Origin of the sequence: Flavobacterium buctense (genome assembly GCF_014486695.1) — a bacterium.
GTDB lineage: Bacteria > Bacteroidota > Bacteroidia > Flavobacteriales > Flavobacteriaceae > Flavobacterium > Flavobacterium buctense.
On the sequence record NZ_JACTAB010000008.1, the window covers coordinates 19,339 to 43,494 of the forward strand.

General features: G+C 36.3%; 34 protein-coding genes and 1 pseudogene. 2 read left to right on the forward strand and 33 right to left on the reverse strand.

Annotated features, from left to right (window positions below; all coding sequences use genetic code 11):
• Nucleotides 1–193: 193 nt before the first annotated feature.
• The 33 genes and pseudogenes from carA to rpsL all read right to left on the reverse strand — a co-directional run bounded on the left by carA (nt 194) and on the right by rpsL (nt 18,893).
• Entirely contained in the window at nt 194–1,315 is a 1,122-nt protein-coding gene (carA, locus tag ICG50_RS11295) for a glutamine-hydrolyzing carbamoyl-phosphate synthase small subunit (protein WP_187661029.1), read from the reverse strand.
• 480 nt (nt 1,316–1,795) lie between these two features.
• Nucleotides 1,796–2,248, reverse strand: a pseudogene (gene rplQ, locus ICG50_RS13155) (50S ribosomal protein L17); the annotation flags it as partial.
• A 61-nt stretch (nt 2,249–2,309) separates the two neighbouring features.
• Nucleotides 2,310–3,302 carry a DNA-directed RNA polymerase subunit alpha gene (locus tag ICG50_RS11305; RefSeq protein ID WP_121312871.1) on the reverse strand — a complete coding sequence of 331 codons (993 nt, stop codon included), beginning with the start codon at nt 3,300–3,302 and terminating at the stop codon, nt 2,310–2,312.
• 23 nt (nt 3,303–3,325) lie between these two features.
• On the reverse strand, nt 3,326–3,931 hold the full coding sequence (rpsD, locus tag ICG50_RS11310; RefSeq protein WP_176305657.1) for a 30S ribosomal protein S4: 606 nt from the start codon (nt 3,929–3,931) through the stop codon (nt 3,326–3,328).
• Between the two features lie 115 nt (nt 3,932–4,046).
• Nucleotides 4,047–4,430, reverse strand: a complete 384-nt coding sequence (gene rpsK, locus ICG50_RS11315) for a 30S ribosomal protein S11 (RefSeq protein ID WP_121312869.1) — start codon at nt 4,428–4,430, stop codon at nt 4,047–4,049.
• Between the two features lie 8 nt (nt 4,431–4,438).
• Nucleotides 4,439–4,813 (reverse strand): 30S ribosomal protein S13, encoded by a 375-nt coding sequence (gene rpsM / locus ICG50_RS11320; protein WP_171222661.1) that lies wholly within the window; start codon nt 4,811–4,813, stop codon nt 4,439–4,441.
• Between the two features lie 2 nt (nt 4,814–4,815).
• On the reverse strand, nt 4,816–4,932 hold the full coding sequence (gene ykgO, locus ICG50_RS11325) for a type B 50S ribosomal protein L36 (protein ID WP_073370549.1): 117 nt from the start codon (nt 4,930–4,932) through the stop codon (nt 4,816–4,818).
• A gap of 10 nt (nt 4,933–4,942) precedes the next feature.
• Nucleotides 4,943–5,158: a translation initiation factor IF-1 gene (gene infA / locus ICG50_RS11330; RefSeq protein WP_026714631.1), complete on the reverse strand. Its 216-nt coding sequence runs from the start codon at nt 5,156–5,158 to the stop codon at nt 4,943–4,945.
• Between the two features lie 5 nt (nt 5,159–5,163).
• Complete coding sequence (gene secY, locus ICG50_RS11335; protein WP_187661030.1) at nt 5,164–6,507, reverse strand: preprotein translocase subunit SecY; 1,344 nt, start codon at nt 6,505–6,507, stop codon at nt 5,164–5,166.
• Nucleotides 6,508–6,518: 11 nt separating this feature from the next.
• The gene (gene rplO, locus ICG50_RS11340) at nt 6,519–6,971 is read right to left on the reverse strand and encodes a 50S ribosomal protein L15 (protein WP_121312866.1); all 453 of its coding nucleotides are present in this window, start codon (nt 6,969–6,971) and stop codon (nt 6,519–6,521) included.
• Nucleotides 6,972–6,983: 12 nt separating this feature from the next.
• On the reverse strand, nt 6,984–7,166 hold the full coding sequence (rpmD, locus tag ICG50_RS11345) for a 50S ribosomal protein L30 (RefSeq protein ID WP_121312865.1): 183 nt from the start codon (nt 7,164–7,166) through the stop codon (nt 6,984–6,986).
• Nucleotides 7,167–7,178: 12 nt separating this feature from the next.
• Nucleotides 7,179–7,703, reverse strand: a complete 525-nt coding sequence (rpsE, locus tag ICG50_RS11350) for a 30S ribosomal protein S5 (protein WP_121312864.1) — start codon at nt 7,701–7,703, stop codon at nt 7,179–7,181.
• Between the two features lie 3 nt (nt 7,704–7,706).
• Nucleotides 7,707–8,060: a 50S ribosomal protein L18 gene (gene rplR, locus ICG50_RS11355; RefSeq protein ID WP_121312863.1), complete on the reverse strand. Its 354-nt coding sequence runs from the start codon at nt 8,058–8,060 to the stop codon at nt 7,707–7,709.
• An 11-nt stretch (nt 8,061–8,071) separates the two neighbouring features.
• Nucleotides 8,072–8,614 carry a 50S ribosomal protein L6 gene (gene rplF, locus ICG50_RS11360; protein ID WP_187661031.1) on the reverse strand — a complete coding sequence of 181 codons (543 nt, stop codon included), beginning with the start codon at nt 8,612–8,614 and terminating at the stop codon, nt 8,072–8,074.
• 16 nt (nt 8,615–8,630) lie between these two features.
• The gene (gene rpsH / locus ICG50_RS11365) at nt 8,631–9,029 is read right to left on the reverse strand and encodes a 30S ribosomal protein S8 (RefSeq protein WP_187661032.1); all 399 of its coding nucleotides are present in this window, start codon (nt 9,027–9,029) and stop codon (nt 8,631–8,633) included.
• A 104-nt stretch (nt 9,030–9,133) separates the two neighbouring features.
• On the reverse strand, nt 9,134–9,403 hold the full coding sequence (gene rpsN, locus ICG50_RS11370; RefSeq protein WP_187661033.1) for a 30S ribosomal protein S14: 270 nt from the start codon (nt 9,401–9,403) through the stop codon (nt 9,134–9,136).
• 3 nt (nt 9,404–9,406) lie between these two features.
• Nucleotides 9,407–9,958 carry a 50S ribosomal protein L5 gene (gene rplE / locus ICG50_RS11375; RefSeq protein ID WP_121312859.1) on the reverse strand — a complete coding sequence of 184 codons (552 nt, stop codon included), beginning with the start codon at nt 9,956–9,958 and terminating at the stop codon, nt 9,407–9,409.
• 2 nt (nt 9,959–9,960) lie between these two features.
• A complete protein-coding gene (rplX, locus tag ICG50_RS11380; protein WP_187661034.1) occupies nt 9,961–10,275 on the reverse strand; it encodes a 50S ribosomal protein L24 in 315 nt (104 codons plus the stop codon).
• Nucleotides 10,276–10,287: 12 nt separating this feature from the next.
• Nucleotides 10,288–10,656, reverse strand: coding sequence for a 50S ribosomal protein L14 (gene rplN, locus ICG50_RS11385; protein WP_007803649.1), 369 nt, complete (start codon nt 10,654–10,656; stop codon nt 10,288–10,290).
• 2 nt (nt 10,657–10,658) lie between these two features.
• Nucleotides 10,659–10,919: a 30S ribosomal protein S17 gene (rpsQ, locus tag ICG50_RS11390; RefSeq protein WP_121312857.1), complete on the reverse strand. Its 261-nt coding sequence runs from the start codon at nt 10,917–10,919 to the stop codon at nt 10,659–10,661.
• Nucleotides 10,920–10,935: 16 nt separating this feature from the next.
• The gene (gene rpmC, locus ICG50_RS11395; protein WP_121315001.1) at nt 10,936–11,127 is read right to left on the reverse strand and encodes a 50S ribosomal protein L29; all 192 of its coding nucleotides are present in this window, start codon (nt 11,125–11,127) and stop codon (nt 10,936–10,938) included.
• A gap of 13 nt (nt 11,128–11,140) precedes the next feature.
• Nucleotides 11,141–11,566: a 50S ribosomal protein L16 gene (gene rplP / locus ICG50_RS11400; protein WP_187661035.1), complete on the reverse strand. Its 426-nt coding sequence runs from the start codon at nt 11,564–11,566 to the stop codon at nt 11,141–11,143.
• 20 nt (nt 11,567–11,586) lie between these two features.
• On the reverse strand, nt 11,587–12,345 hold the full coding sequence (gene rpsC, locus ICG50_RS11405) for a 30S ribosomal protein S3 (RefSeq protein ID WP_162126310.1): 759 nt from the start codon (nt 12,343–12,345) through the stop codon (nt 11,587–11,589).
• Between the two features lie 5 nt (nt 12,346–12,350).
• Nucleotides 12,351–12,761: a 50S ribosomal protein L22 gene (gene rplV / locus ICG50_RS11410; protein ID WP_121312854.1), complete on the reverse strand. Its 411-nt coding sequence runs from the start codon at nt 12,759–12,761 to the stop codon at nt 12,351–12,353.
• A gap of 6 nt (nt 12,762–12,767) precedes the next feature.
• Nucleotides 12,768–13,046 carry a 30S ribosomal protein S19 gene (gene rpsS / locus ICG50_RS11415; RefSeq protein WP_007136562.1) on the reverse strand — a complete coding sequence of 93 codons (279 nt, stop codon included), beginning with the start codon at nt 13,044–13,046 and terminating at the stop codon, nt 12,768–12,770.
• 6 nt (nt 13,047–13,052) lie between these two features.
• On the reverse strand, nt 13,053–13,877 hold the full coding sequence (gene rplB, locus ICG50_RS11420) for a 50S ribosomal protein L2 (RefSeq protein ID WP_121312853.1): 825 nt from the start codon (nt 13,875–13,877) through the stop codon (nt 13,053–13,055).
• Between the two features lie 6 nt (nt 13,878–13,883).
• Nucleotides 13,884–14,174, reverse strand: coding sequence for a 50S ribosomal protein L23 (gene rplW, locus ICG50_RS11425; protein WP_121312852.1), 291 nt, complete (start codon nt 14,172–14,174; stop codon nt 13,884–13,886).
• Between the two features lie 6 nt (nt 14,175–14,180).
• The gene (gene rplD / locus ICG50_RS11430; RefSeq protein WP_121312851.1) at nt 14,181–14,810 is read right to left on the reverse strand and encodes a 50S ribosomal protein L4; all 630 of its coding nucleotides are present in this window, start codon (nt 14,808–14,810) and stop codon (nt 14,181–14,183) included.
• Entirely contained in the window at nt 14,810–15,427 is a 618-nt protein-coding gene (rplC, locus tag ICG50_RS11435) for a 50S ribosomal protein L3 (protein WP_187661036.1), read from the reverse strand. Before rplC ends, rplD begins: the two co-directional genes overlap by 1 nt.
• 97 nt (nt 15,428–15,524) lie before the next feature.
• Complete coding sequence (gene rpsJ, locus ICG50_RS11440) at nt 15,525–15,830, reverse strand: 30S ribosomal protein S10 (protein WP_026710316.1); 306 nt, start codon at nt 15,828–15,830, stop codon at nt 15,525–15,527.
• 11 nt (nt 15,831–15,841) lie between these two features.
• The gene (gene fusA / locus ICG50_RS11445; protein ID WP_187661037.1) at nt 15,842–17,998 is read right to left on the reverse strand and encodes an elongation factor G; all 2,157 of its coding nucleotides are present in this window, start codon (nt 17,996–17,998) and stop codon (nt 15,842–15,844) included.
• Nucleotides 17,999–18,008: 10 nt separating this feature from the next.
• On the reverse strand, nt 18,009–18,485 hold the full coding sequence (rpsG, locus tag ICG50_RS11450; RefSeq protein ID WP_121312848.1) for a 30S ribosomal protein S7: 477 nt from the start codon (nt 18,483–18,485) through the stop codon (nt 18,009–18,011).
• Nucleotides 18,486–18,509: 24 nt separating this feature from the next.
• Complete coding sequence (gene rpsL, locus ICG50_RS11455; protein WP_007136570.1) at nt 18,510–18,893, reverse strand: 30S ribosomal protein S12; 384 nt, start codon at nt 18,891–18,893, stop codon at nt 18,510–18,512.
• 274 nt (nt 18,894–19,167) lie between these two features.
• Here rpsL and ICG50_RS11460 point away from each other — a divergent pair, with 274 nt between their 5' ends.
• Complete coding sequence (locus ICG50_RS11460) at nt 19,168–20,835, forward strand: BamA/TamA family outer membrane protein (protein ID WP_187661038.1); 1,668 nt, start codon at nt 19,168–19,170, stop codon at nt 20,833–20,835.
• A gap of 97 nt (nt 20,836–20,932) precedes the next feature.
• Nucleotides 20,933–24,151 carry a SusC/RagA family TonB-linked outer membrane protein gene (locus ICG50_RS11465; protein ID WP_187661039.1) on the forward strand — a complete coding sequence of 1,073 codons (3,219 nt, stop codon included), beginning with the start codon at nt 20,933–20,935 and terminating at the stop codon, nt 24,149–24,151.
• The last annotated feature ends 5 nt before the right edge of the window (nt 24,152–24,156 follow it).

Here is a 24,156-nt window from a genome sequence, read left to right on the forward strand (position 1 = left end):
ATTAAATTATAGAATTATCACAAATATATTCCATCTTTTTTTATGAATTTGACAATTGACCCGAATGTTATTAACGCAAACGTTTTAGTATTATCGAATTTTTCGGAGCGAATGGTTTGGGTTTATTTGTTGTCCGTTTTCCCGCTGTCCGAGTTACAAGGTAACTTCTCCCATCGGGGCTAAAGGAAAAACCCTAAACCGTTTGTAAACTTTTGGCTTTGGTGATGTTGGCGATAAATTCATCGAACAGATACGAAGAGTCATGTGGACCAGGACTCGCTTCGGGATGGTATTGCACTGAAAAACAGTTTTTGGATTTCATGCGCATTCCGGCAACAGTATTGTCATTGATATGGTAATGCGTGATTTCCAAATCAGGATGCTTTTCCAGTTCTTCTCTGTTAACGGCAAAACCGTGGTTTTGCGAAGTGATTTCTCCTTTTCCGGTCAAGACATTCATAACAGGATGGTTGATTCCTCTGTGACCGTTGAACATTTTATAAGTGGAGACTCCATTTGCCAATCCTATAATTTGATGCCCTAAACAAATCCCGAAAACCGGTTTGTCTGACGCGATCATTTCTTTAGCTACTTCGATTACACCTTCTAACGGTTCCGGATCGCCCGGTCCGTTTGATAAGAAGTAACCATCAGCATTGAAAGATTTTAACTCTTCAAAAGTGGCATTGTATGGGAATACTTTGATGTAGCAATCTCTTTTCGCTAAGTTTCTCAAGATGTTTCTTTTGATCCCTAAGTCTAAAGCTGCGATTTTATAAGTAGCGTTTTCCTCTCCGAAAAAATATGGTTCTGTTACGGATACAGTTGACGCCAATTCCAATCCTTTCATATCAGGAACGTTGGCTAATAATTGTTTTAATTCTTCTACCGGCGTTCCGTCTGTACAGATTACGGCGTTTTGCGCACCATTGTCACGAATGTAACTTACTAAAGCTCTGGTATCCACATCGGAAATGCATATTAGGTTTTCTTTTTCGAAGTAATCGTAAAGATTGCTTTCCGAATCTGGGCGCGAATGGGTAAAACTGAAGTTTTTACAAACCAAACCTGAGATCATAATTTTATCGGCTTCCACTTCGTTAGCATTTACACCATAGTTTCCGATGTGCGGATTGGTCGCTACCATGATTTGTCCGAAATAAGACGGATCAGTGAAGATTTCTTGGTAACCGGTCATGCCGGTGTTGAAACAAACTTCGCCAAAGGTTTTACCGGAGATTCCGATTGATTTTCCGTAAAAGATGGTGCCGTCTGCTAGTAGTAAGAGAGCTTGTGGTCTTGTTGTATACTTCATGTTGTAAGTTGTGTGTTGTAGGTTGTATGTTTCGATGACAAAATTAATTTATTGTACTGTGATAATAAAATGGAATTGTAAAAGTTTATAAACATTCCTTTAGATTCTTTTTAGCCCTGATTGCAGCGGCTACCATGTAGCGCGGAAAGCAGGAATATGGATGGCTGATAAATCCCGAACCTTTCGCTCCTGACTTTTACACTTCCTCTTTGTTCCCTTAAAGCCAAAAAAAAAGGATAAACAAAACGTTTATCCTTTATATTTAAGAATGGGCAACCATTAGGCTTGCTCGTCTTTAGATTCTTCATCAGCCGGAGTTTCCGGAGTTTCGTCGGCAGGAGTTTCTTCTACTTCTGCTACTGCAGGAGTTTCTTCAACAACTTCCGGAGTTTCAACTTCAGCAACTGGAGTTTCAACTACCGCTTCTTCTACTGCCGGAGCAGCTTCTTCAACGATTGGAGCAACTTCTTCTACAACTGGTGCAGGAGCAGCAGGAGTGGCAACAGGTGCAGTGGTTTTCTTAGCACGACGTGTTCTACCTTTTTTCTCTTCTTTTTTACCTCCGTTGTATAGTTCGTTAAAGTCTACTAACTCGATCATGGCCATATCAGCGTTATCTCCAAGACGGTTACCCATTTTGATGATACGAGTATATCCACCCGGACGATCTCCAACTTTCGCAGCTACGTCTCTGAATAATTCAGTTACGGCGTATTTGTTGCGTAAGTAAGCGAAAACGATACGTCTGTTGTGCGTAGTATCTTCTTTTGATTTTGTTACCAATGGCTCAACAAATTGTTTAAGCGCTTTAGCTTTAGCAACAGTAGTATTAATACGTTTGTGCTCGATAAGAGAACAAGCCATATTAGCCAACATAGATTTTCTATGTCCGGTCTGTCTGCTTAAGTGATTTACTTTTTTTCCGTGTCTCATGACGTGTTTTTTTAACCTTCATCTTGCTCAATCCACCTTGGAGAGCAAAATATGAAGTAATTTATTCTTTATCTAATTTGTATTTACCTAAATCCATTCCGAACGTTAAATTCTTATTGGCAACCAATTCGTCTAACTCGGTTAGCGATTTTTTACCAAAATTACGGAACTTCATCAAGTCGTTTTTGTTGAAAGATACAAGATCTCCAAGGGTGTCAACTTCGGCTGCTTTCAAACAGTTCAATGCTCTTACTGATAAGTCCATATCAACCAATTTGGTTTTCAATAACTGTCTCATGTGTAATGATTCTTCGTCGTAAGACTCTGTTTGAGCAATTTCATCAGCTTCAAGAGTAATTCTCTCATCGGAGAATAACATAAAGTGGTGAATTAAAACTTTGGCAGCTTCTGTTAAGGCATCTTTTGGATTGATTGAACCATCAGTTTTGATTTCGAAAACTAATTTTTCATAATCTGTTTTTTGCTCCACACGGAAGTTTTCAATGGCGTATTTTACATTTTTTACCGGAGTAAAAATAGAGTCTGTAAAAATAGTACCAATGGCTGCATTTTGTTTTTTGTTCTCCTCAGCAGGAACATAACCACGACCTTTCTCGATCGTTAATTCCATGTTTAGGTTAACTTTGCTATCCAAGTTACAAATTACCAATTCCGGGTTTAACACCTGGAAACCGGAGATGAATTTTTGAAAATCACCTGCTGTAATTTGGTCTTTTCCTGAGATTGAGATAGAAACCGTTTCATTATCTACATCTTCGATCTGACGTTTGAAACGTACTTGTTTAAGATTAAGGATAATTTCGGTAACATCTTCAACAACTCCTGAAATGGTAGAAAACTCATGCTCAACTCCTTCGATACGAACCGAAGTAATGGCATAACCTTCTAACGCAGAAAGTAAAACTCTTCTAAGTGCATTACCAACGGTCAATCCGTATCCCGGTTCTAAAGGTCTGAATTCAAACTTACCTTCAAAATCGGTTGAATCGATCATGATAACTTTATCGGGCTTCTGAAAATTAAATATTGCCATATAATTTAGACTATTGTCAATTATTATTTGTTGTACAACTCTACGATTAATTGTTCTTTAATGTTTTCTGGGATTTGAAGTCTTTGAGGAACAGAAACAAAAGTTCCTTCTTTAGTATCATTATTCCAAGTAATCCACTCATATACATGAGAAGAGTTGGCTAATGAACGCTCGATAGCTTCAACAGATTTAGATTTTTCACGAACAGCAACTTTGTCACCTGGTTTCAAGTGGTAAGAAGGGATATTTACCAATTCTCCGTTTACAGTGATGTGACGGTGAGAAACGATTTGTCTTGCCGCTCTTCTTGAAGGTGCAATTCCCATTCTGAATACAACGTTATCTAAACGAGCTTCGCATAATTGTAAAAGGATTTCACCTGTTACACCTTTAGAAGCTGCTGCTTTTTCGAAAAGGTTTCTGAATTGTTTTTCTAAAATACCGTAAGAGTATTTAGCTTTTTGCTTTTCCATTAACTGGACAGCGTACTCAGATTTTTTACCTCTTTTTTTAGCCATCCCGTGTTGTCCAGGAGGATAATTTCTTTTTTCGAAGGATTTGTCTTCTCCGAAAATTGCTTCGCCAAATTTACGAGCAATTCTAGTTTGTGGACCAGTATATCTTGCCATTTTAAATTGTTTTAAGATTGAGATTATGAATTCAGGTCACATCCTTCGATAATCTATTCGCCAATCTTGATTATACTTATTACTTGTTTAATTGATTGAAATAAATTCAATAAAATTATACTCTACGTCTTTTAGGAGGACGACATCCGTTGTGAGGCATTGGCGTAACGTCGATAATTTCGGTTACTTCAATTCCTGAGTTATGAATAGATCTGATAGCAGACTCACGTCCGTTACCCGGTCCTTTTACATAAACTTTTACTTTTTTAAGACCAGCTTCTAAAGCCACCTTTCCACAATCTTCTGCGGCCATTTGAGCTGCGTATGGAGTGTTCTTTTTAGAACCTCTGAAGCCCATTTTACCGGCTGAAGACCAAGAGATAACTTCACCTTTTTTGTTTGTTAACGAAATGATGATGTTATTAAAGGTAGCATTAATATGAGCTTCACCCGTTGATTCAACGATAACTTTACGTTTTTTTGCAGTTGCTTTAGCCATATTACTTATTATTTAGTTGCTTTTTTCTTGTTAGCAACAGTTTTTCTTTTACCTTTTCTTGTTCTAGAGTTGTTCTTAGTTCTTTGTCCTCTTAAAGGAAGACCAGATCTGTGACGGATACCTCTATAACATCCAATATCCATTAAACGTTTAATGTGCAATGAAACTTCTGAACGAAGCTCACCTTCAATTTTGTAATATGATACCGCATCACGGATTCCTCCGATTTCGTCATCATTCCAATCTTGAACTTTTTTATCTTGGCTCACTTGAGCTTTTTCTAAAATCTCAATAGCTCTACTTCTACCTACTCCGAAGATATAGGTTAAAGCGATAACTCCTCTTTTGTTTTTTGGGATGTCTACCCCTGCTATTCTTGCCATAACTATCCTTGTCTTTGTTTAAATCTAGGATTCTTTTTGTTGATTACGTATAATCTGCCTTTTCTTCGTACAATCTTGCACTCGGCACTTCTTTTTTTAACTGATGCTCTTACTTTCATTGTAATACTTTTAATATCTATAAGTAATTCTTGCTTTTGACAAATCGTAAGGGCTCATTTCCAGTTTCACTTTGTCACCAGGTAACAATTTGATGTAATGCATACGCATTTTACCAGAAATATGAGCAATTACAACGTGTCCGTTTTCTAATTCTACACGGAACATTGCATTTGACAATGCTTCGATTATTGATCCGTCTTGTTCTATTGCTGATTGTTTTGCCATAAAAATTAAGCTACTGCTTTTCTATTTTTACCAGTCTTCATCAATCCGTCATAGTGTTTATTCAATAAATAAGAATTTATTTGTTGAATAGTATCGATAGCAACACCAACCATAATGATTAATGAAGTACCACCATAGAACATAGCCCATGATTGTTGTACATCAAGACTAACAACAATCGCCGGGAACACAGCAATTAATGCTAAAAATAACGAACCTGGGAATGTTATAAGAGACATGATTCTATCTAAGAAATCTGCAGTTTCAATACCAGGTTTAATACCAGGAATAAAACCACCACTTCTTTTTAAATCATCGGCCATTTTGTTTGTTGGAACTGTAATTGCAGTATAGAAGAAAGTGAAAATCAAAATCAACAATGCAAAAACTAAGTTGTACCAAAATCCGAACATATTACTAAACGTACCAGCAATAGATTGTGACGTTTCAGAATTTGAAAGTCCAGCTACAGCTGCCGGTATAAACATAATAGCCTGTGCAAAGATGATTGGCATAACTCCAGCAGAATTCAATTTTAGTGGAATCCACTGTCTGTTTCCTCCTAATGAATCTTGTTCGAAATCACCGGCTGTTGTACGACGAGCATATTGTACCGGAATCTTTCTAACGGCCATTACCAATAGAACACAAGCAATGATTACCAATAACCAAACGATGATTTCAAGTACTAATAACATTGGACCTCCATTATTGTTGGTCACTTTAGAAGTAAATTCTTGAAATAGAGCTTGTGGTAATCTGGCAAGGATTCCTACCATAATTAATAGGGAAATACCATTACCAATACCTTTATCTGTAATTTTTTCACCTAACCACATGGCAAATATTGTACCTGTAGTCAGAATTAATACTGAAGAGAACAAAAATTGGAAAGAATCAAATCCTAAAAGGAAAGCACTTGGAGGCAAGGTAGTATAAAGGTTATAAATATAGCCCGGACCTTGTACCAATGTGATTAAGATGGTTAACCATCTTGTAATTTGATTCAATCTTTTTCTGCCACTTTCGCCATCTTTTTGCAATTTCTGCAAATAAGGAATAGCGATTCCCATTAATTGAACAACAATTGAAGCTGAGATGTAAGGCATAATACCTAATGCAAAAACAGATGCTTTAGAGAAAGCTCCACCGGTAAACATGTCTAGTATTGATCCAATACCTTGGTCTGTTTGACCAGCTAAGTTTTCTAATTGTGTTGCATCAATTCCCGGAAGAGTAACATGCGCTCCAAATCTATAAACCAATAACAGACCAAGAGTCATCAAGATTCTGTTTTTCAGTTCTTCTATTTTCCAAACATTATTTAATGATTCAAAAAATTTCTTCATTGTTCTAATAATTATAAGGTTACAGCTTCACCACCGGCAGCTTCAATAGCCGCTTTAGCAGTTGCAGTAAATTTGTGAGCAGTTACTTTTAATTTTGCTTTTAATTCTCCTCTTCCTAAAATCTTAACCAATTCGTTTTTAGTAGCCAAACGAGTTTCTACATATACTGTAAAATCTACAGTATCTGTAACTGTTCCGTTGTCTACTAATAACTGAAGCGCATCAAGATTAATCCCTTGATATTCTTTACGGTTGATGTTTGTGAAACCAAACTTAGGCACACGTCTTTGAAGTGGCATTTGTCCACCTTCAAAACCAATCTTTTTAGAATAACCAGAACGAGACTTTGCTCCTTTGTGACCACGTGCAGCGGTACCACCTTTACCAGAACCTTCTCCTCTACCTAATCTTTTATTTTGATTGTGTGTAGAACCTTCAGCAGGTTGTAAGTTACTTAAATTCATCACTATGATTTGTTATTTAACTTCCTCTACGGAAACTAAGTGTTTAACTTTATTTATCATTCCAAGGATAGCTGGATTTGAATCATGCTCCACAACCTGTCCCATTTTACGAAGACCTAAAGCCTCTAATCCTCTCTTTTGTGTAAGAGGACAATTGATTTTGCTTCTAACTTGTTTTACTAATAATTTAGCCATAATTTCCTTGAATTAACCTTTAAAAACTTTTTCTAAAGAAATACCTCTTTGTTTTGCAACAGTAACGGCACTTCTCATTTGTAATAAAGCATCAAAAGTTGCTTTTACCACGTTGTGAGGGTTTGATGAACCTTGTGATTTTGACAATACATCATGGATACCAACCGACTCAAGAACTGAACGAACAGCTCCACCAGCGATTACTCCGGTACCGTGAGATGCAGGCATCAAAAATACTGCTGCTCCACCAAATTTTCCTTTTTGTTCGTGAGGTACTGATTGACCACTTAAAGGAATTCTAACTAAGTTTTTCTTTGCATCTTCTACTGCTTTAGCAATAGCTTCAGAAACGTCTTTAGATTTTCCTAAACCATGTCCAACAACACCGTTTTCATCACCTACTACTACAATTGCAGAGAACCCGAAAGCTCTACCACCCTTTGTAACTTTGGTAACACGATTTACACTTACCAGACGATCTTTTAATTCAAGACCGCTAGGTTTTACTAATTCTACATTTTTGTATTTAGACATAATATATTAGAATTTAAGTCCAGCCGCTCTTGCGCCTTCTGCTAATGATTTAATACGACCGTGGTACAAATAACCTCCTCTATCGAAAGTTACTTCAGTAATCCCGGCTTTTAACGCTTTTTCTGCTGCAAGTTTTCCAACTGCTGCGGCAACTTCAACGTTTGTACCTTTAATATCTACTCCTTTATCTTTTGATGAAGCAGCCAATAAAGTAACTCCATTCACATCATCGATTAGTTGTGCGTAGATTTCTTTATTACTTCTGAATACAGATAATCTTGGTCTAGCAGTAGTACCGCTAACAATCTTTCTGATTCTGAATTTAATTCTTTGTCTTCTTTCAGTTTTTGTTAATGACATAATGCTAATTTTTACGCTGATTTACCTGCTTTTCTTCTTAATACTTCACCAACAAACTTAACACCTTTTCCTTTGTAAGGTTCTGGTTTACGGAAACCTCTGATTTTGGCAGCGATTTGTCCGATTAATTGTTTGTCGAAAGATGTTAACTTCACGATTGGGTTTTTTCCTTTCTCAGAAATCGTTTCTAATTTTACTTCTGGAGCAACTTCTAAAACGATATTGTGAGAAAAACCTAAGGCTAAGTCTAATTTTTGTCCTTGATTTGAAGCTCTATAACCAACTCCAACCAATTCTAATTCTTTGGTAAAACCTTCAGATACACCCACAATCATGTTATTGATTAATGATCTGTATAATCCGTGTTTTGCTCTATGATCTTTACTATCAGATGGTCTTTCTACTAGTAGTTGACCTTCTTCAACTTTTACTGTTACGTCTGCGTAATCTTGTGTAAGTTGACCTAATTTTCCTTTAACTGTAATTACTGTTTCACTAACTTCAACAGTTACACCAGCAGGAATCGAAATTGGATTTTTACCTATTCTTGACATTGTTTAACTGTTTTAATTAGTATACGTAACAAATTACTTCTCCACCAACATTTAATTGCTTAGCTTGTTTCCCGGTCATTAAACCTTTTGAAGTGGAAACAATAGCAATTCCTAATCCGTTAAGGATTCTAGGTAACTTTGATGCACCGGCATATTTACGTAAACCTGGTTTACTAATTCTTTGGATATCTTTGATTACAGACTCTTTAGTATCTTTATCATACTTCAAAGCGATTTTGATAGTACCTTGTACAGTACTGTCTTCAAATTTGTAACTTAAGATATATCCTTGATCGAATAAAATCTTTGTGATTTCTTTTTTCAAGTTCGAAGCCGGGATTTCAACCACTTTGTGGTTTGCCATCACTGCATTTCTAACTCTCGTAAGATAATCTGCAATTGGATCTGTATACATATGTATAAATTTGCGGTTATGGTTTTCAAGAGGCACTCGCCTAATGAACCTTTAACCAATTAAAATTATTTTTTGGTTTGCAAAAGTAATAACTTATTGCGAGATTACCAAGAAGCTTTTTTAACTCCCGGGATTAATCCGTTATTAGCCATTTCACGGAATGTTACACGTGAAATACCAAATTGACGCATATATCCTCTTGGTCTACCTGTTAATTTGCAACGATTGTGCATACGAACCGGTGAAGCATTTTTTGGTAATTTTTGTAAGCCTTCGTAATCTTTAGCTTCTAATAAAGCTTTTCTTTTCTCAGCGTACTTTGCTACCGTTTTTTCTCTTTTCACCTCACGGGCTTTCATTGATTCTTTAGCCATGTCTTAATTCTTTTTAAAAGGTAAACCTAATTCAGCCAATAATGACTTTGCTTCTTTATCTGTGTTGGCAGAAGTTACGAATGTAATATCCAAACCTGATATTTTATTTACTTTATCAATATCAATTTCAGGGAAAATGATTTGTTCAGTAACACCAAGGTTGTAATTACCTCTTCCGTCAAAACCAGTAGCTTTGATCCCGCTAAAATCTCTTACACGTGGTAAAGATGATGTGATAAGTCTATCTAAAAACTCATACATTCTTTCTCCTCTAAGAGTTACTTTGGCACCAATTGGCATACCTTTTCTCAATTTGAAAGACGCAACGTCTTTCTTAGAGATTGTAGATACTGCTTTTTGTCCAGTTACTTTTGTCAATTCGTCAACTGCATAGTCAACTAATTTTTTATCAGAAACTGCTGCTCCAACGCCACGGCTTAAAACGATTTTTTCCAATTTAGGAACTTGCATTACGTTTTTATAACCGAATTCTTCTTTAAGGGCAGCAATTACTCTGTCCTTATATTCTTGCTTAAGTCTAGGTGTATATGCCATAACTATAATACTTGATTAGATTTTTTTGAAAATCTCACTTTCTTATCTCCTTCTGTCTTGATTCCAACTTTAGTTGCTTTTTTAGATTTTGGATCTAACAAAGACAAGTTTGAAATATGAATAGGAGCTTCTTTCTTAACAATTCCTCCTTGAGGGTTTTTAGCACTTGGTTTTGTATGTTTCGAAACCATATTTACTCCTTCAACGATTGCTTTGTTTTTCTCACGGTCAACACGTAAAACTTTACCTTCAGAACCTTTGTGGTCACCGGCGATAACAGTTACTGTGTCTCCTGATTTTATTTTTAGCTTTATCATTTTACTAACGAATTAAAGCACTTCTGGTGCTAATGATACAATTTTCATGAATTGTTTTTCACGAAGTTCTCTCGCAACCGGACCAAAAACACGTGTTCCTCTCATCTCACCTGCTGCATTCAAAAGAACACAAGCATTGTCATCAAAACGGATATAAGAACCATCGGCTCTTCTCACTTCTTTTTTGGTACGTACAACAACTGCAGTAGATACAGCACCTTTCTTAACGTTTCCGTTTGGTGTTGCGTCTTTTATTGACACTACAATTTTATCTCCAACAGAGGCATAACGACGTTTCGTTCCTCCTAAAACACGGATAGTCAAAACTTCTTTTGCTCCTGTGTTATCTGCTACTTTTAATCTCGATTCTTGTTGTACCATAATTACTTAGCTCTTTCAATGATTTCAACTAGTCTCCAACATTTAGTTTTAGATAAAGGTCTTGTTTCCATGATCTTTACTGTATCACCAATGTTACAGTCATTTGTTTCGTCGTGTGCATGAAACTTTTTAGTTTTTAACACGAACTTACCGTATAACGGGTGTTTTACTCTGGTTACTTGTGCCACAACAATAGATTTGTCCATTTTGTTTGACGTAACAACACCAATTCTTTCTTTTCTTAAATTTCTTTTATCTTCCATTTTAGCTAGCATACAATTATTGTAACTCTCTTTTAGTTAGCTCTGTTGCTACTCTAGCAACCGCTCTTCTAGCACTTCTAATTTGAAGTGGATTGGCAATTGGAGAAATAGCGTGTGCTGATTTTAGGTCGGAATACGCTTTTCTTAATTGACTAAGTTTTTCTTGCAACTCAGCTGCGGATAGATTTATAATTTCTGATTGTTTCATAATTAATTTTAGATTATGCTTCGAAATCTCTAGCAACGACAAACTTAGTTTTTACAGGAAGTTTTTGAGCGGCAAGACGCAAAGCCTCTTTAGCAACAGAAAGTGGAACTCCACCAACTTCAAACATAATTTTTCCTGGTTTTACAACGGCAGCCCAATATTCGACTGCACCTTTACCTTTACCCATACGTACCTCAAGAGGTTTTTTAGTGATAGGTTTGTCTGGGAAAATATTAATCCATAATTGACCTTCTCTCTTCATGTAACGAGTTGCAGCAATACGCGCAGCTTCGATTTGACGTGAAGTTAAGAACATTCCATTTTCATGTACTGATTTAATTCCAAACATTCCACTTGAAAGTTCGTGTCCTCTTTGAGAAACGCCTTTCATTCTACCCTTCTGTACCTTACGGTATTTTGTTCTTTTAGGCTGTAACATTTTTCTTTAGTTTAAAATATTTACTTTCTTTTACGGTCTCCACCAGGTTTTCTGTCTTTGTTGAAAGGTTTTCTGTCTCCTTTCGAAGAATCGCCACCTTTTCCGCCAGAAGCCTGTTTTTTATCCATTCCAACAAGTGGAGATAAATCACGCTTTCCGTAAACCTCACCTTTCATGATCCATACTTTGATACCCATTCTACCATAAGTAGTATGTGCTTCAGCCAAAGCATAATCAATATCGGCTCTGAAAGTTGATAGAGGAATTCTACCTTCTTTGAATTGTTCAGAACGTGCCATTTCAGCACCGTTCAAACGACCAGAAATCAAAACTTTAATACCTTCTGCATTCATACGCATTGCTGCTGCGATAGCCATTTTAATAGCTCTTCTGTATGAAATACGGCTTTCGATTTGACGTGCAATACTAGTTCCAACTAAATATGCATCTAACTCAGGTCTTTTAATTTCAAAGATGTTGATTTGAACCTCTTTGTCAGTAACTTTCTTAAGTTCTTCTTTCAACTTGTCTACCTCTTGACCACCTTTTCCGATAATGATACCAGGTCTAGCAGTTGTGATAGTAACGGTTACAAGTTTCAAAGTTCTCTCGATGATTACTTTTGATACACTAGCTTTTGATAAACGAGCATGGATATACTTTCTGATTTTATAATCTTCAGCAATTTTGTCACCGTAATCATTTCCACCATACCAGTTTGAATCCCATCCTCTGATGATACCAAGTCTGTTTCCTATTGGATTTGTCTTTTGTCCCATCTTAATTAATTTGCTTGTGTGTTATCATTAGCTCCTAACACGATTGTCACGTGGTTTGAACGTTTTCTAATTCTGTGTGCTCTTCCTTGTGGCGCCGGACGAAGTCTTTTCAACATCATTCCACCGTCAACACGGATTTCTTTTATGAATAAGCCTGCTTCTGAAACGTTTCCGTCAGCATTTTTCTGCTCCCAATTGTTGATAGCCGATAATACTAATTTCTCTAATTTTCTTGAAGCTTCTTTTGAGCTAAATCTTAAAATATTTAAAGCTCTTTCCACTTTCTGACCTCTTACCAAGTCTGCTACTAAGCGCATTTTTCTAGGTGAAGTAGGGCAGTTATTCAATTTCGCGAAAGCAATAGACTTATTAGCCTCTTTTCTCGCATCTGCTGTTTCTCTTTTACGAACTCCCATTGCTTCTTATTTTTTACCTTTATTTTTTGCTCCAGCGTGACCTCTAAAAGATCTGGTTGGTGAAAACTCTCCTAATTTGTGTCCTACCATGTTCTCAGTTACATAAACCGGAACGAATTGGCGACCATTGTGAACTGCGATAGTTTGTCCAACGAAATCCGGAGTAATCATAGATGCTCTAGACCAAGTCTTAACCACACCTTTATTTCCACCAGCTATATTTTCCTGAACTTTTTTATCTAATTTATAGTGTACAAAAGGTCCTTTTTTTAATGAACGTGCCATGTCTTATTATTTCTTTCTGCGTTCTACAATATACTTGTTACTCGGGTTAACTTTAGAACGAGTTCTATAACCTTTAGCAGGAAGACCTTTTCTAGAACGTGGGTGACCTCCAGAAGAACGTCCTTCACCACCACCCATTGGGTGATCGACAGGGTTCATAGCTACCGGTCTTGTTCTTGGTCTTCTACCTAACCATCTTGATCTACCTGCTTTACCAGATACGATTAATTGGTGGTCAGAGTTAGATACTGCTCCAATAGTAGCTGAACAAGTCAACAAGATTAATCTTGTTTCTCCTGACGGCATTTTAATTGTTGCATATTTACCATCTCTTGCCATTAACTGAGCAAAAGTTCCTGCGCTTCTAGCAATAGTAGCACCTTGACCCGGACGTAATTCAATACAAGAAATTACAGTTCCCAAAGGAATTTTGCTCAAAGGCAAAGTATTTCCGATTTCAGGAGCTGCACCTTCACCAGATACAACAGTTTGTCCTACTTGTAGACCATTTTGAGCAACGATATACGTTTTCTCTCCATCAACATACCACAATAATGCGATAAAAGCAGTTCTGTTTGGATCATACTCGATTGATTTCACTGTAGCAGGAATTCCCACTTTAGTTCTTTTGAAATCAATGATACGATACCTTTGTTTGTGACCACCGCCTGTATAACGCATGGTCATTTTTCCTTGACTATTTCTACCACCTGAGTTTTTTATCGGTGCGATCAATGAACGCTCCGGCTTATCAGTCGTGATGGCGTCAAAACCATTCACAACTCTAAAACGCTGACCAGGGGTAATAGGTTTTAATTTTCTAACTGACATTTTCTATTAGATATTATTATAAAAATCTATTGTTTCTCCTTCTTTTACTTGTACGACAGCTTTCTTGTAGCTGTTCGTTTTTCCGCTAATCAAACCACTTTTTGTATATTTAGTAGTTCTATCAGCTCTATAGTTCATCGTGTTAACAGAAACAACAGAAATTCCGTAAGCAGCTTCTACAGCTTTCTTAATTTGAACTTTGTTTGCTTTTTTATCAACAACAAAACCAAAACGGTTGAAAACCTCACCTTCTTTGGTGATTTTTTCAGTTATGATAGGTTTAATTATAATACTCATGGTCTATTATTTGCTTAAATTTTCTTCAATTCCTTCTAAAGATCCTTCTAAAAGAACTAAATTATTCGCATTTAAAATCTCGTAAGTACTTAATTCTGAGTTAGTTACTACGCTAGATGCCTTTAAATTGCGTGACGACAAATATACATTTTTATTTGAATCACCCAACACAAACAAAGATTTTTTGTTTTCTAACCCTAAAGCTTTCAAAACATTAATGAAATTTTTAGTGTTTGGTGTTTCAAAATTAAAGTCTTCCACAACTAATAAATTTGATTCTTTAACTTTCAAAGAGAAGGCCGATTTTCTAGCCAATCTTTTTACAGTTTTGTTCAATTTGAAAGAGTAGCTTCTTGGTCTTGGACCGAATACTGTTCCTCCACCTTTGAACAATGGACTCTTTTTAGATCCTGCACGAGCAGTACCTGTTCCTTTTTGTTTTTTAATCTTACGAGTACTTCCCGCTACTTCAGCTCTTTCTTTAGCTTTGTGCGTTCCTTGTCTTTGATTTGCTAAGTATTGCTTAACATCAAGATATACTGCGTGATTATTTGGCTCAATGCCGAATACTGAATCAGAAAGTTGTACTTTTCTTCCAGTATCTTTTCCGTTGATATCTATAACTTTTACTTCCATTACTTCTGAATGATTACGTAAGAGTTTTTGCATCCAGGAATAGCTCCTTTAACAACAAGTAGGTTCTTTTCAGCTACTACTTTTAAAACTCTAAGATTTTGTACTTTTACATTATCACCTCCCATTCTTCCTGCCATACGCATTCCTTTGAATACACGTGATGGATAAGAAGATGCTCCTACAGAACCTGGCGCTCTCAAACGGTTGTGTTGTCCGTGAGTAGCTTGTCCAACACCACCAAAACCGTGACGTTTTACAACCCCTTGGAAACCTTTTCCTTTTGATACACCTTGTACATCAACAAATTCTCCTTCGCTGAATACTTCCACGGTGATGTTATCACCTAATTTGTAATTTTCTTCAAACCCTTGGAATTCAACGACTTTCTTTTTTGCAGAAGTACCCGCTTTTTTAAAGTGACCTAAGTCAGCTTTAGTAGCGTGTTTTTCTGATTTGTCATCGAAACCAAGTTGAAGAGCTGTATACCCGTCAACCTCATTGGTTCTGACTTGGGTAACGACACAAGGTCCAGCCTCGATTACTGTACAAGGAATGTTCTTCCCGTTTTCATCGAAAATGCTAGTCATGCCGATTTTTCTTCCAATTAACCCAGACATATTAAACTTATTTAATTATTACTTGTTTACTTTTTGATAAAGAAATAAGTATCAGGAATAAAATTACTCCTGATACTCATTTCAGAAATTGGTGTACTTATACTTTGATTTCTACTTCAACTCCACTTGGCAATTCAAGTTTCATCAAAGCATCAATAGTTTTCGAAGAAGAACTATAGATATCTAGCAATCTTTTGTATGAACTTACTTCAAACTGCTCTCTCGCTTTTTTATTAACGTGTGGAGAACGCAATACAGTAAATATCTTTTTGTGTGTAGGTAACGGAATAGGACCTGTTACAACAGCACCTGTGCTTTTCACAGTTTTTACGATTTTCTCAGCTGATTTATCAACCAACATGTGATCGTAAGATTTCAATTTTATTCTAATTTTTTGACTCATCTTGATAAGAATTAAGCGTTACCTTTTGCTTTTTTGATTACTTCTTCAGAAATGTTTGAAGGAGTTTGCTCGTAGTGAGAGAATTCCATTGTAGAAGTTGCTCTACCTGAAGACAATGTTCTTAAAGTAGTTACATAACCGAACATTTCAGATAATGGCACGTTAGCTTTGATTGTTTTGGCTCCATTTCTGTCACCCATATCATTCACTTGACCTCTACGACGGTTGATATCACCAACGATATCTCCCATGTTTTCTTCTGGAGTAATAACTTCCATCTTCATGATTGGCTCAAGGATTACAGCTCCGGCAGCTTTTGCTACTTCTTTGTATCCCATTTTAGCAGCCAATTCGAAAGAAAGTGCATCAGAATCTACCGGGTGGAAAGATCCATCCAATAAAGTCACTTTTAAACTATCTACTTGGTAACCCGCTAATGGACCCGTTTTCATAGCTTCTCTGAAACCTTTCTCTACAGAAGGAATATATTCTTTAGGAACGTTTCCACCTTTTACTTCGTTAACGAATTGTAATCCAACTGGCACTTTTCCGTCAACTTCATCAGCAGGCTCTAATCTAAATACGATATCACCGAATTTACCACGACCTCCCGATTGTTTTTTATAGGTTTCTCTGTGTTGAGCAGATTTTGTAAAAGCTTCTTTGTATTCTACTTGAGGTTCACCTTGGTTCACTTCAACTTTGAATTCACGTTTCATACGATCTACAAGGATGTCTAAGTGTAACTCACCCATACCTGAAATAATCGTTTGACCTGAAGCCTCATCTGTTCTTACCGTAAACGTTGGATCTTCTTCAGCTAATTTTGCCAAAGCCATACCCATTTTATCAACGTCGGCTTTAGTTTTTGGCTCGATAGCGATACCAATTACCGGCGCCGGGAATTTCATTGACTCAAGAATGATTGGGTGTTTTTCGTCACACATTGTATCCCCGGTCTTGATATCTTTAAATCCAACTGCTGCTCCAATATCACCTGCTTCAATATAATCGATTGGGTTTTGCTTGTTAGCGTGCATTTGGTAGATACGAGAAATTCTTTCTTTGTTTCCTGAACGAGTGTTCAAGATGTATGAACCAGCATCTAAACGACCTGAATAAGCACGGAAGAAAGCCAAACGACCAACATAAGGGTCAGTAGCAATTTTAAATGCCAAAGCTGCGAACGGCTCTTTTACATCAGGACGACGTAAGATTTTAGTTTGATCTTCTTCTAATAAATCAGCATCATCAGGGTGAATTCCTTCAATACCTTCTTTATCTAAAGGAGATGGTAAATATTTACATACTGCATCCAACATGAATTGAACTCCTTTGTTTTTGAAAGAAGAACCGGCAATCATAGGAATGATCGCCATGTCAATTGTAGCAGCTCTTAAAGCAGTGTTGATTTCGTCTTCAGTAATAGAATCCGGATCTTCCATGTATTTATCAAGCAAGTTTTCATCATAATCAGCTACTGCTTCGATAAGGATATCTCTGTATTCTTTAACTTCAGCAATCATATCTGCAGGAATGTCAACGATATCAAAAGTTGCCCCTTGAGTTGCATCGTGCCAAACAATCGCTTGGTTTTTTACTAAGTCAACTACTCCTTTGAAGTCGTTTTCTTCACCAATTGGCAAAGTAATCGCAACAGCGTTAGATTTTAACATGTCTCTAACTTGTTGACAAACGCTTAAGAAGTTTGAACCTTGACGGTCCATTTTGTTTACGAATCCCATACGTGGAACTCTATATTGATCCGCTAATCTCCAGTTAGTTTCTGATTGAGGTTCAACACCATCAACAGCAGAAAATAAGAAAACTAATCCATCCAACACACGCAATGAACGGTTTACCTCTACGGTAAAGTCAACGTGTCCAGGAGTATCAATAATATTAAAGTGGTAATCTTGAGAAGTAGGTAATGGTTTACCTTGTTCTGTTGGAAAACTCCACTCACAAGTAGTAGCAGCCGAAGTAATGGTAATCCCTCTTTCCTGCTCTTGTGCCATCCAGTCCATTGTTGCCGCACCATCGTGCACTTCGCCAATTTTGTGTGATTTTCCGGTATAGAATAATATACGCTCTGTTGTGGTTGTCTTACCAGCATCAATGTGAGCCGCAATTCCGATGTTTCTTGTAAATTTTAAATCTCTAGCCATTTCTTAAATATTAAAATCTAAAGTGAGAGAATGCTTTGTTTGCTTCTGCCATTTTGTGAGTGTCCATTCTCTTCTTAACAGCAGCACCTTCTTCTTTAGCCGCAGCTAAAATTTCAGAAGCTAATTTACCAGCCATCGATTTTTCGTTTCTTCTTCTGGCATAAAGTATCATCCACTTCATAGCCATAGAAATTTTTCTGTCCGGTCTGATTTGCATTGGGATTTGGAATGTTGCTCCACCAACTCTACGGCTACGTACTTCTACGTGAGGCATAACATTGGTTAAGGCATCTTTCCAAACTTCTAATGAGGCTTTCTCATCATTGTTCTTTTTTGCTTCTACGATATCCATGGCATCATAGAATACTTTGAAAGCTGTTGATTTCTTACCATCCCACATCAAGTTGTTCACGAAACGTGTTACTAACTGATCATTAAATTTAGGATCCGGTAAAAGTGGTCTTTTCTTTGCCGCTCTTTTTCTCATGTCTTTTCTTTAAAAGTTTTAAAATTACTTTTTAGCTTCTTTTGGGCGTTTAGCACCGTACTTAGATCTTCTTTGTGTTCTTCCTGCTACACCTGAGGTATCAAGTGCACCACGCACAATGTGGTATCTAACTCCTGGTAAATCTTTTACCCTTCCGCCTCGCACTAATACTATCGAGTGCTCTTGTAGATTATGTCCTTCACCTGGGATGTAAGCATTCACTTCATTTCCATTAGTCAAACGTACACGCGCAACTTTACGCATGGCTGAGTTTGGTTTTTTTGGAGTAGTAGTGTAAACACGCGTACAAACACCTCTTCTTTGAGGACAAGAATCTAAAGCAACCGATTTACTCTTCTTAGTGATTTGAGTTCTTCCTGTTCTTACTAATTGTTGAATTGTTGGCATAATTAAATACTAAAATTTCTTTATTTATTAAAATCCCGCTTTTTTAGGGGTTGCAAATGTAGTAATTATTTTTAATGAAACAAATCGTAATTAATTAATTTTTTCATCAATTAAATATTTGTCTTTTAATGAGATAAAGAATAGCCATTATAAAGCAAGTGTCTTTTAAAATCGAAGCCCTGAGAATGGCTATTTCAAAGAAATTGTTTTTAGCTTGGGGAATCAACAATAAAAACAGTTTTTTTGCGTTATTTTTATCCAAACTTTCAAGTCTTTGAAAAAGATTTTCTTCTTTTTTTTCCTAATCACCGTTAGCTGGAATACTTCGGCACAAAATTTCTATTTAAAAATCGTCGGACAAAACGATACAGAAAATAAAACAATTGATAGTATCGGCTATGCCAAAAAACACGAAAACGTAAAATCGATTATAACCGAGAACAATTCACTCTACGAAAAACTCACAAAAAAAGGCTACACGGAAAGTCGGTTTTCAGAAACTATCAAGCTTAACGATTCCACTTTTTGCTACAAATATGACCTTGGAAAAAGAATAAATTATGCATGCATATATATAGGTATAAAAAATCTAGAAAACATTCCCGCTTTTTACTCACTGAAAAACGATACGCTTACTATTCCCTATGAAGAAACCGAAAGCTTTTTAAACAATACTTTAAAAAAATTAGAAGGCAATGGATTTTCTATGGCAAAAGTCAAACTGAACAATATTCAAAACAAAGGAAATACCATCACCGCTGATTTATTGATAATCAAAGAAACATTGCGACAACTTAATGATATAGTAATTAACGGCTATGATAAATTCCCTGAAAGCCATAAAAAAAACATTAGCCGACTTTACCGAAACAAAGTTTTCAATCAAAAGAACCTTGATAAGATTTACAATGATTTCGAAAAATTTCGCTTTATAAAACAAAGCAAGTATCCGGAAATCTTATTCACTAAAGATTCAACTAAGGTTTATATCTATTTAGAAAAGGCCAAACCTAACTCTTTTGACGGCTATATCGGATTTACCAATGACGAAGAAAGCAAATTGATTTTGAGCGGCTATATAGATTTAACCTTGCAGAACATCTTAAACTCAGGAGAAAAATTTTCACTGTATTGGAAAAGCGATGGCCAAGATCAAAAAACATTCAATCTTAGTTTAGAATTGCCCTATATTTTCAAAAGCCCTATCGGACTCAAAACCGAGCTCAATATTTTCAAGCAAGACAGTACTTTTCAAAACACAAGAACCAATGTAGAGCTCGGCTATTATTTCAACTACAATACCCGTTTGTATTTGGGCTACCAATCAACAGAATCGAGTGATATCCAAAATGTGAACACTGCCAATTTGAGTGATTTCGATAATGCTTATCTCACAACCGCATTAGAATTTGTTGAATTCAAAAATGATGATTTTCTTTTTCCGGAAAAAACCAACTTTAGCCTGAAATTAGGAACCGGTAAAAGAAACTCAAAACTGATTTCAGACAACCAACTTTTCGGAAGTCTAAACATAAAGCACAATTTCTACCTGAATCCCAAAAACATTATCAATATCAAATCTCAAAATTTTTATCTGCAAAGCAAAAATTACATCATCAACGAACTGTCAAGGTTTGGCGGCATCAATTCCATTCGAGGTTTCAATGAAAACAGTTTACAAGGCAATACTTTCAGCTCTTTACTGACTGAATACCGCTTTGTGCTTGCTCCAACAATTTATATCCATTCTATCATTGATTATGCTCATTTACAAGACAAAACAACAAATACTAAGGAAAATCTTCTTGGCCTTGGTTTTGGTTTTGGACTTCTTTCAAAAAACGGATTATTCAACATCGTTTATGCTAATGGAAGCACAAATAATCAAGCCATAAAATTATCAAATTCAATCGTCCATATAAGCTTTAAAGCTAGTTTCTAGAGGGTTAAAAATTTAACTATAAAAGTTTAACTTTTAATTAGGATTTTTAAGATTTTTTTAAGACTTTTGATTATACTAATTATAACCAAATTAAATAATGAAAACAAAGTTAAATGGATTCTTAACGCTTTTCATAGCGTTATTAGTGCAAATCTCTTTTGCACAAGACAGGGTTGTTTCCGGAGTTGTTTCAGACAATAACGGCTTACCTATTCCTGGAGTAAATGTTCTAGTAAAAGGAACTAATCTAGGTACTCAAACAGATTTTGATGGAAAGTTTTCCATCAAAGCTAGTGCAACACAAACTTTAATCTTTAACTATGTTGGGATGAAAACACAAGAAATTGTAGCTTCATCAACAACTCTTAATGTTAAGATGAAAGACGATGCTGTTGAATTAGAAGGTGTGGTGGTAACTGCATTAGGTATCAAAAGAGAGAAAAAATCTCTTGGTTACTCAACACAAGAAGTAAAAGGTTCTGATGTGTCAGATACCCCAATCACTAACTTTGCCGATGCGTTATCCGGTGAGGTTGCAGGTTTGGATGTTCAATCTTCAGGAACTTTGGGTGGATCTTCAAACATTATTATTAGAGGTTACAACTCTATCTCGGGCTCAAACCAAGCTTTAGTTGTAATTGATGGTACTCCGGTTTTGAATGATACTAACAATTCTGCCGATCAAAGAACTGGTAGAGGTGGATATGACTATGGTAATGCTGCCATGGATATTAATCCGGATGACATTGAAAGTATAAACGTTCTAAAAGGAGCCGCTGCAACAGCCTTATATGGATCGAGAGCTTCAAATGGCGCTTTAATTATTACTACTAAAAAAGGTAAAAAAGGCGAAGGAATTGGAGTAAGTTTTACCAGCTCAATAACAGCCGGAACTGTGGATAGTTCTACATTACCTAAATACCAAAATAAATATGGTGCCGGATACGGTCCGTATTATGATGACCCTAGTGGATATTTCAGCTATTTTGATATCAATGGCGATTCTAATAATGACTTAGTAGTTCCATTTACAGAAGATGCTTCTTACGGTGCAGCTTTTGACCCTAACCTTTTGGTTTATCAATGGACTTCTATTTTCCCGCAATTGCCTGGATATCTTCAAGCTACTCCATGGGTTGCCGGTAGAAATAATCCTAATTCCATTTTCGAAACAGCTTTAACTAAAACTAATTCGATTTCATTTGGAAAAAGTACCGATCAAGGAAGTTTCCGCATGGGCTTCACTAACAAAATTCAAGAAGGTGTTATGCCAAATAGTGAAATCAAAAGAAACACTATTACTTTTGCAGGATCTCAAAATTTAACCGATAAGCTTACTGCTTCTGTTGATTTCTCTTATACCAACAACAAAGGTAAAGGAAGAAACGGTACTGGTTATGATGGAAACAATCCTATGCAAGCTTTCAGACAATGGTGGCAAACCAATGTTGATTTAGGACAGCAAAGAGATGCCTTCTTCAGCACAGGAGAAAACATTACTTGGAATGTGAATTCAGTAGATGATTTAACTCCTATTTATACTGATAACGTTTATTGGACTTTATACAGAAACTTCCAATCAGACAGTAGAGACAGATATACCGGTAACTTTAAATTAGATCAAAAAGTAAACAGTTGGTTAAGCTTAATGGGAAGATTTGCTTTTGACTCCTTCAGCGAAATCAGAGAAGAAAGAACTGATGTTGGTTCGGCTAATGTATCTCGTTATAATGTAGTAAACAGAAAAGCCTCTGAGTTAAATTACGACTTAATGGCCAATATGAATTATGACATCAATAAAGACTTAAACATCAATGGTTTAGTTGGATTCAACTTGAGAGTAAACAAATTAAACTCACTCGAAGCTGAAACCAACGGAGGTCTTGTAACACCAGGTTTATTCACTCTATCTAACTCGGTTAATGCTTTGACTGCAGATGACTATGCTAAAATAGATTACACTAAAAAAGTAGATGGTGTATTTGCAAAGGTTGGTTTAGGATACAAAGGAACTTACTACGTTGATGTAACAGGAAGAAGAGACCGTTCTTCATCATTACCGGTGAAAAACAATACTTACTTCTACCCATCAGTTTCAACAAGTATTATTTTCTCGAATTTACTTAAACAAGATTGGTTAACTTTTGGAAAATTCAGAGCAAATTACGCGGTTGTGGGTAATGATACTGACCCTTATCAAGTGTTCAATACTTATGGTGTTGGTGCTTCATTTAATGGTTCAGCAACTGCCTCTAACCCTGCTTTCTTTAACAATCCAAATTTAAAATCTGAGGAAAGTAGAGATGTTGAATTAGGTCTTGAATTACAATTCTTCAAAAACAGATTAGGATTGGATTTATCTTATTACAACAGAAAAACTGTTGACTTGATCACTCCTATTGCAGTATCATCAGGTACTGGTGCGACTAACTTATGGTTAAACGGAGCTGATATGGAAAACAAAGGGATTGAATTAGTTTTAAATGGAAAACCAATCAAAACAGATGACTTCTCTTGGGACATTAAATTCAACTTTGCCCAAAACAGAAGTGAAGTAACTCGCTTAGCTGAAGGTGTTGAATTCATTCAATTAGCCGGCGTACAAGGTGGAGTTACTTTAGGTGCTGCATTAGGCGAACCATTCGGAGTTATCAGAGGTAGAGATTTTGTCTACAGCGATAACGGCGAAAGAATAGTAGGAACAAATGGATATTATTTAAGAACATCAGGCAGTAACGAAATAATTGGTGACATCAATCCGGATTGGACTGGTGGTGTTAAAAACACATTCAAATACAAAAACATCAGCTTAGGATTCTTGATTGATATTCAAAAAGGTGGTGATGTATTCTCCTTAGATACTTATTACGGTTACGCTACCGGACTTTACGATTTTACTGCAGGCACAAACGCCTCAGGAAACCCTGTTCGTGACGCTGTAGCAGATGGTGGTGGAGTTATTTTACCGGGTGTTCAACAAGACGGAACACCAAACACTGTTGTGGCAGATGCTACAACCTATGCTAACCCATGGGGATATGTAAGAACGCCACAAGCTGCTCACGTTTACGATGCTTCTTTTGTTAAATTAAGAGAATTAAGTTTAACTTATAACTTCTCTAACAAAATTGCTAAAAGTTTGTTCATGCAAAACATGTCATTCTCTGTAATCGGAAGAAATTTATGGATCATTCACAAAAACGTTCCATATGCTGATCCTGAAGCTGGTCTTAGTGCCGGTAACATACAAGGTAACCAATCAGGTAGTTACCCTGCTATTAAAGAGTTAGGTGTAAGCCTTAAATTAGAATTCTAAAAAAA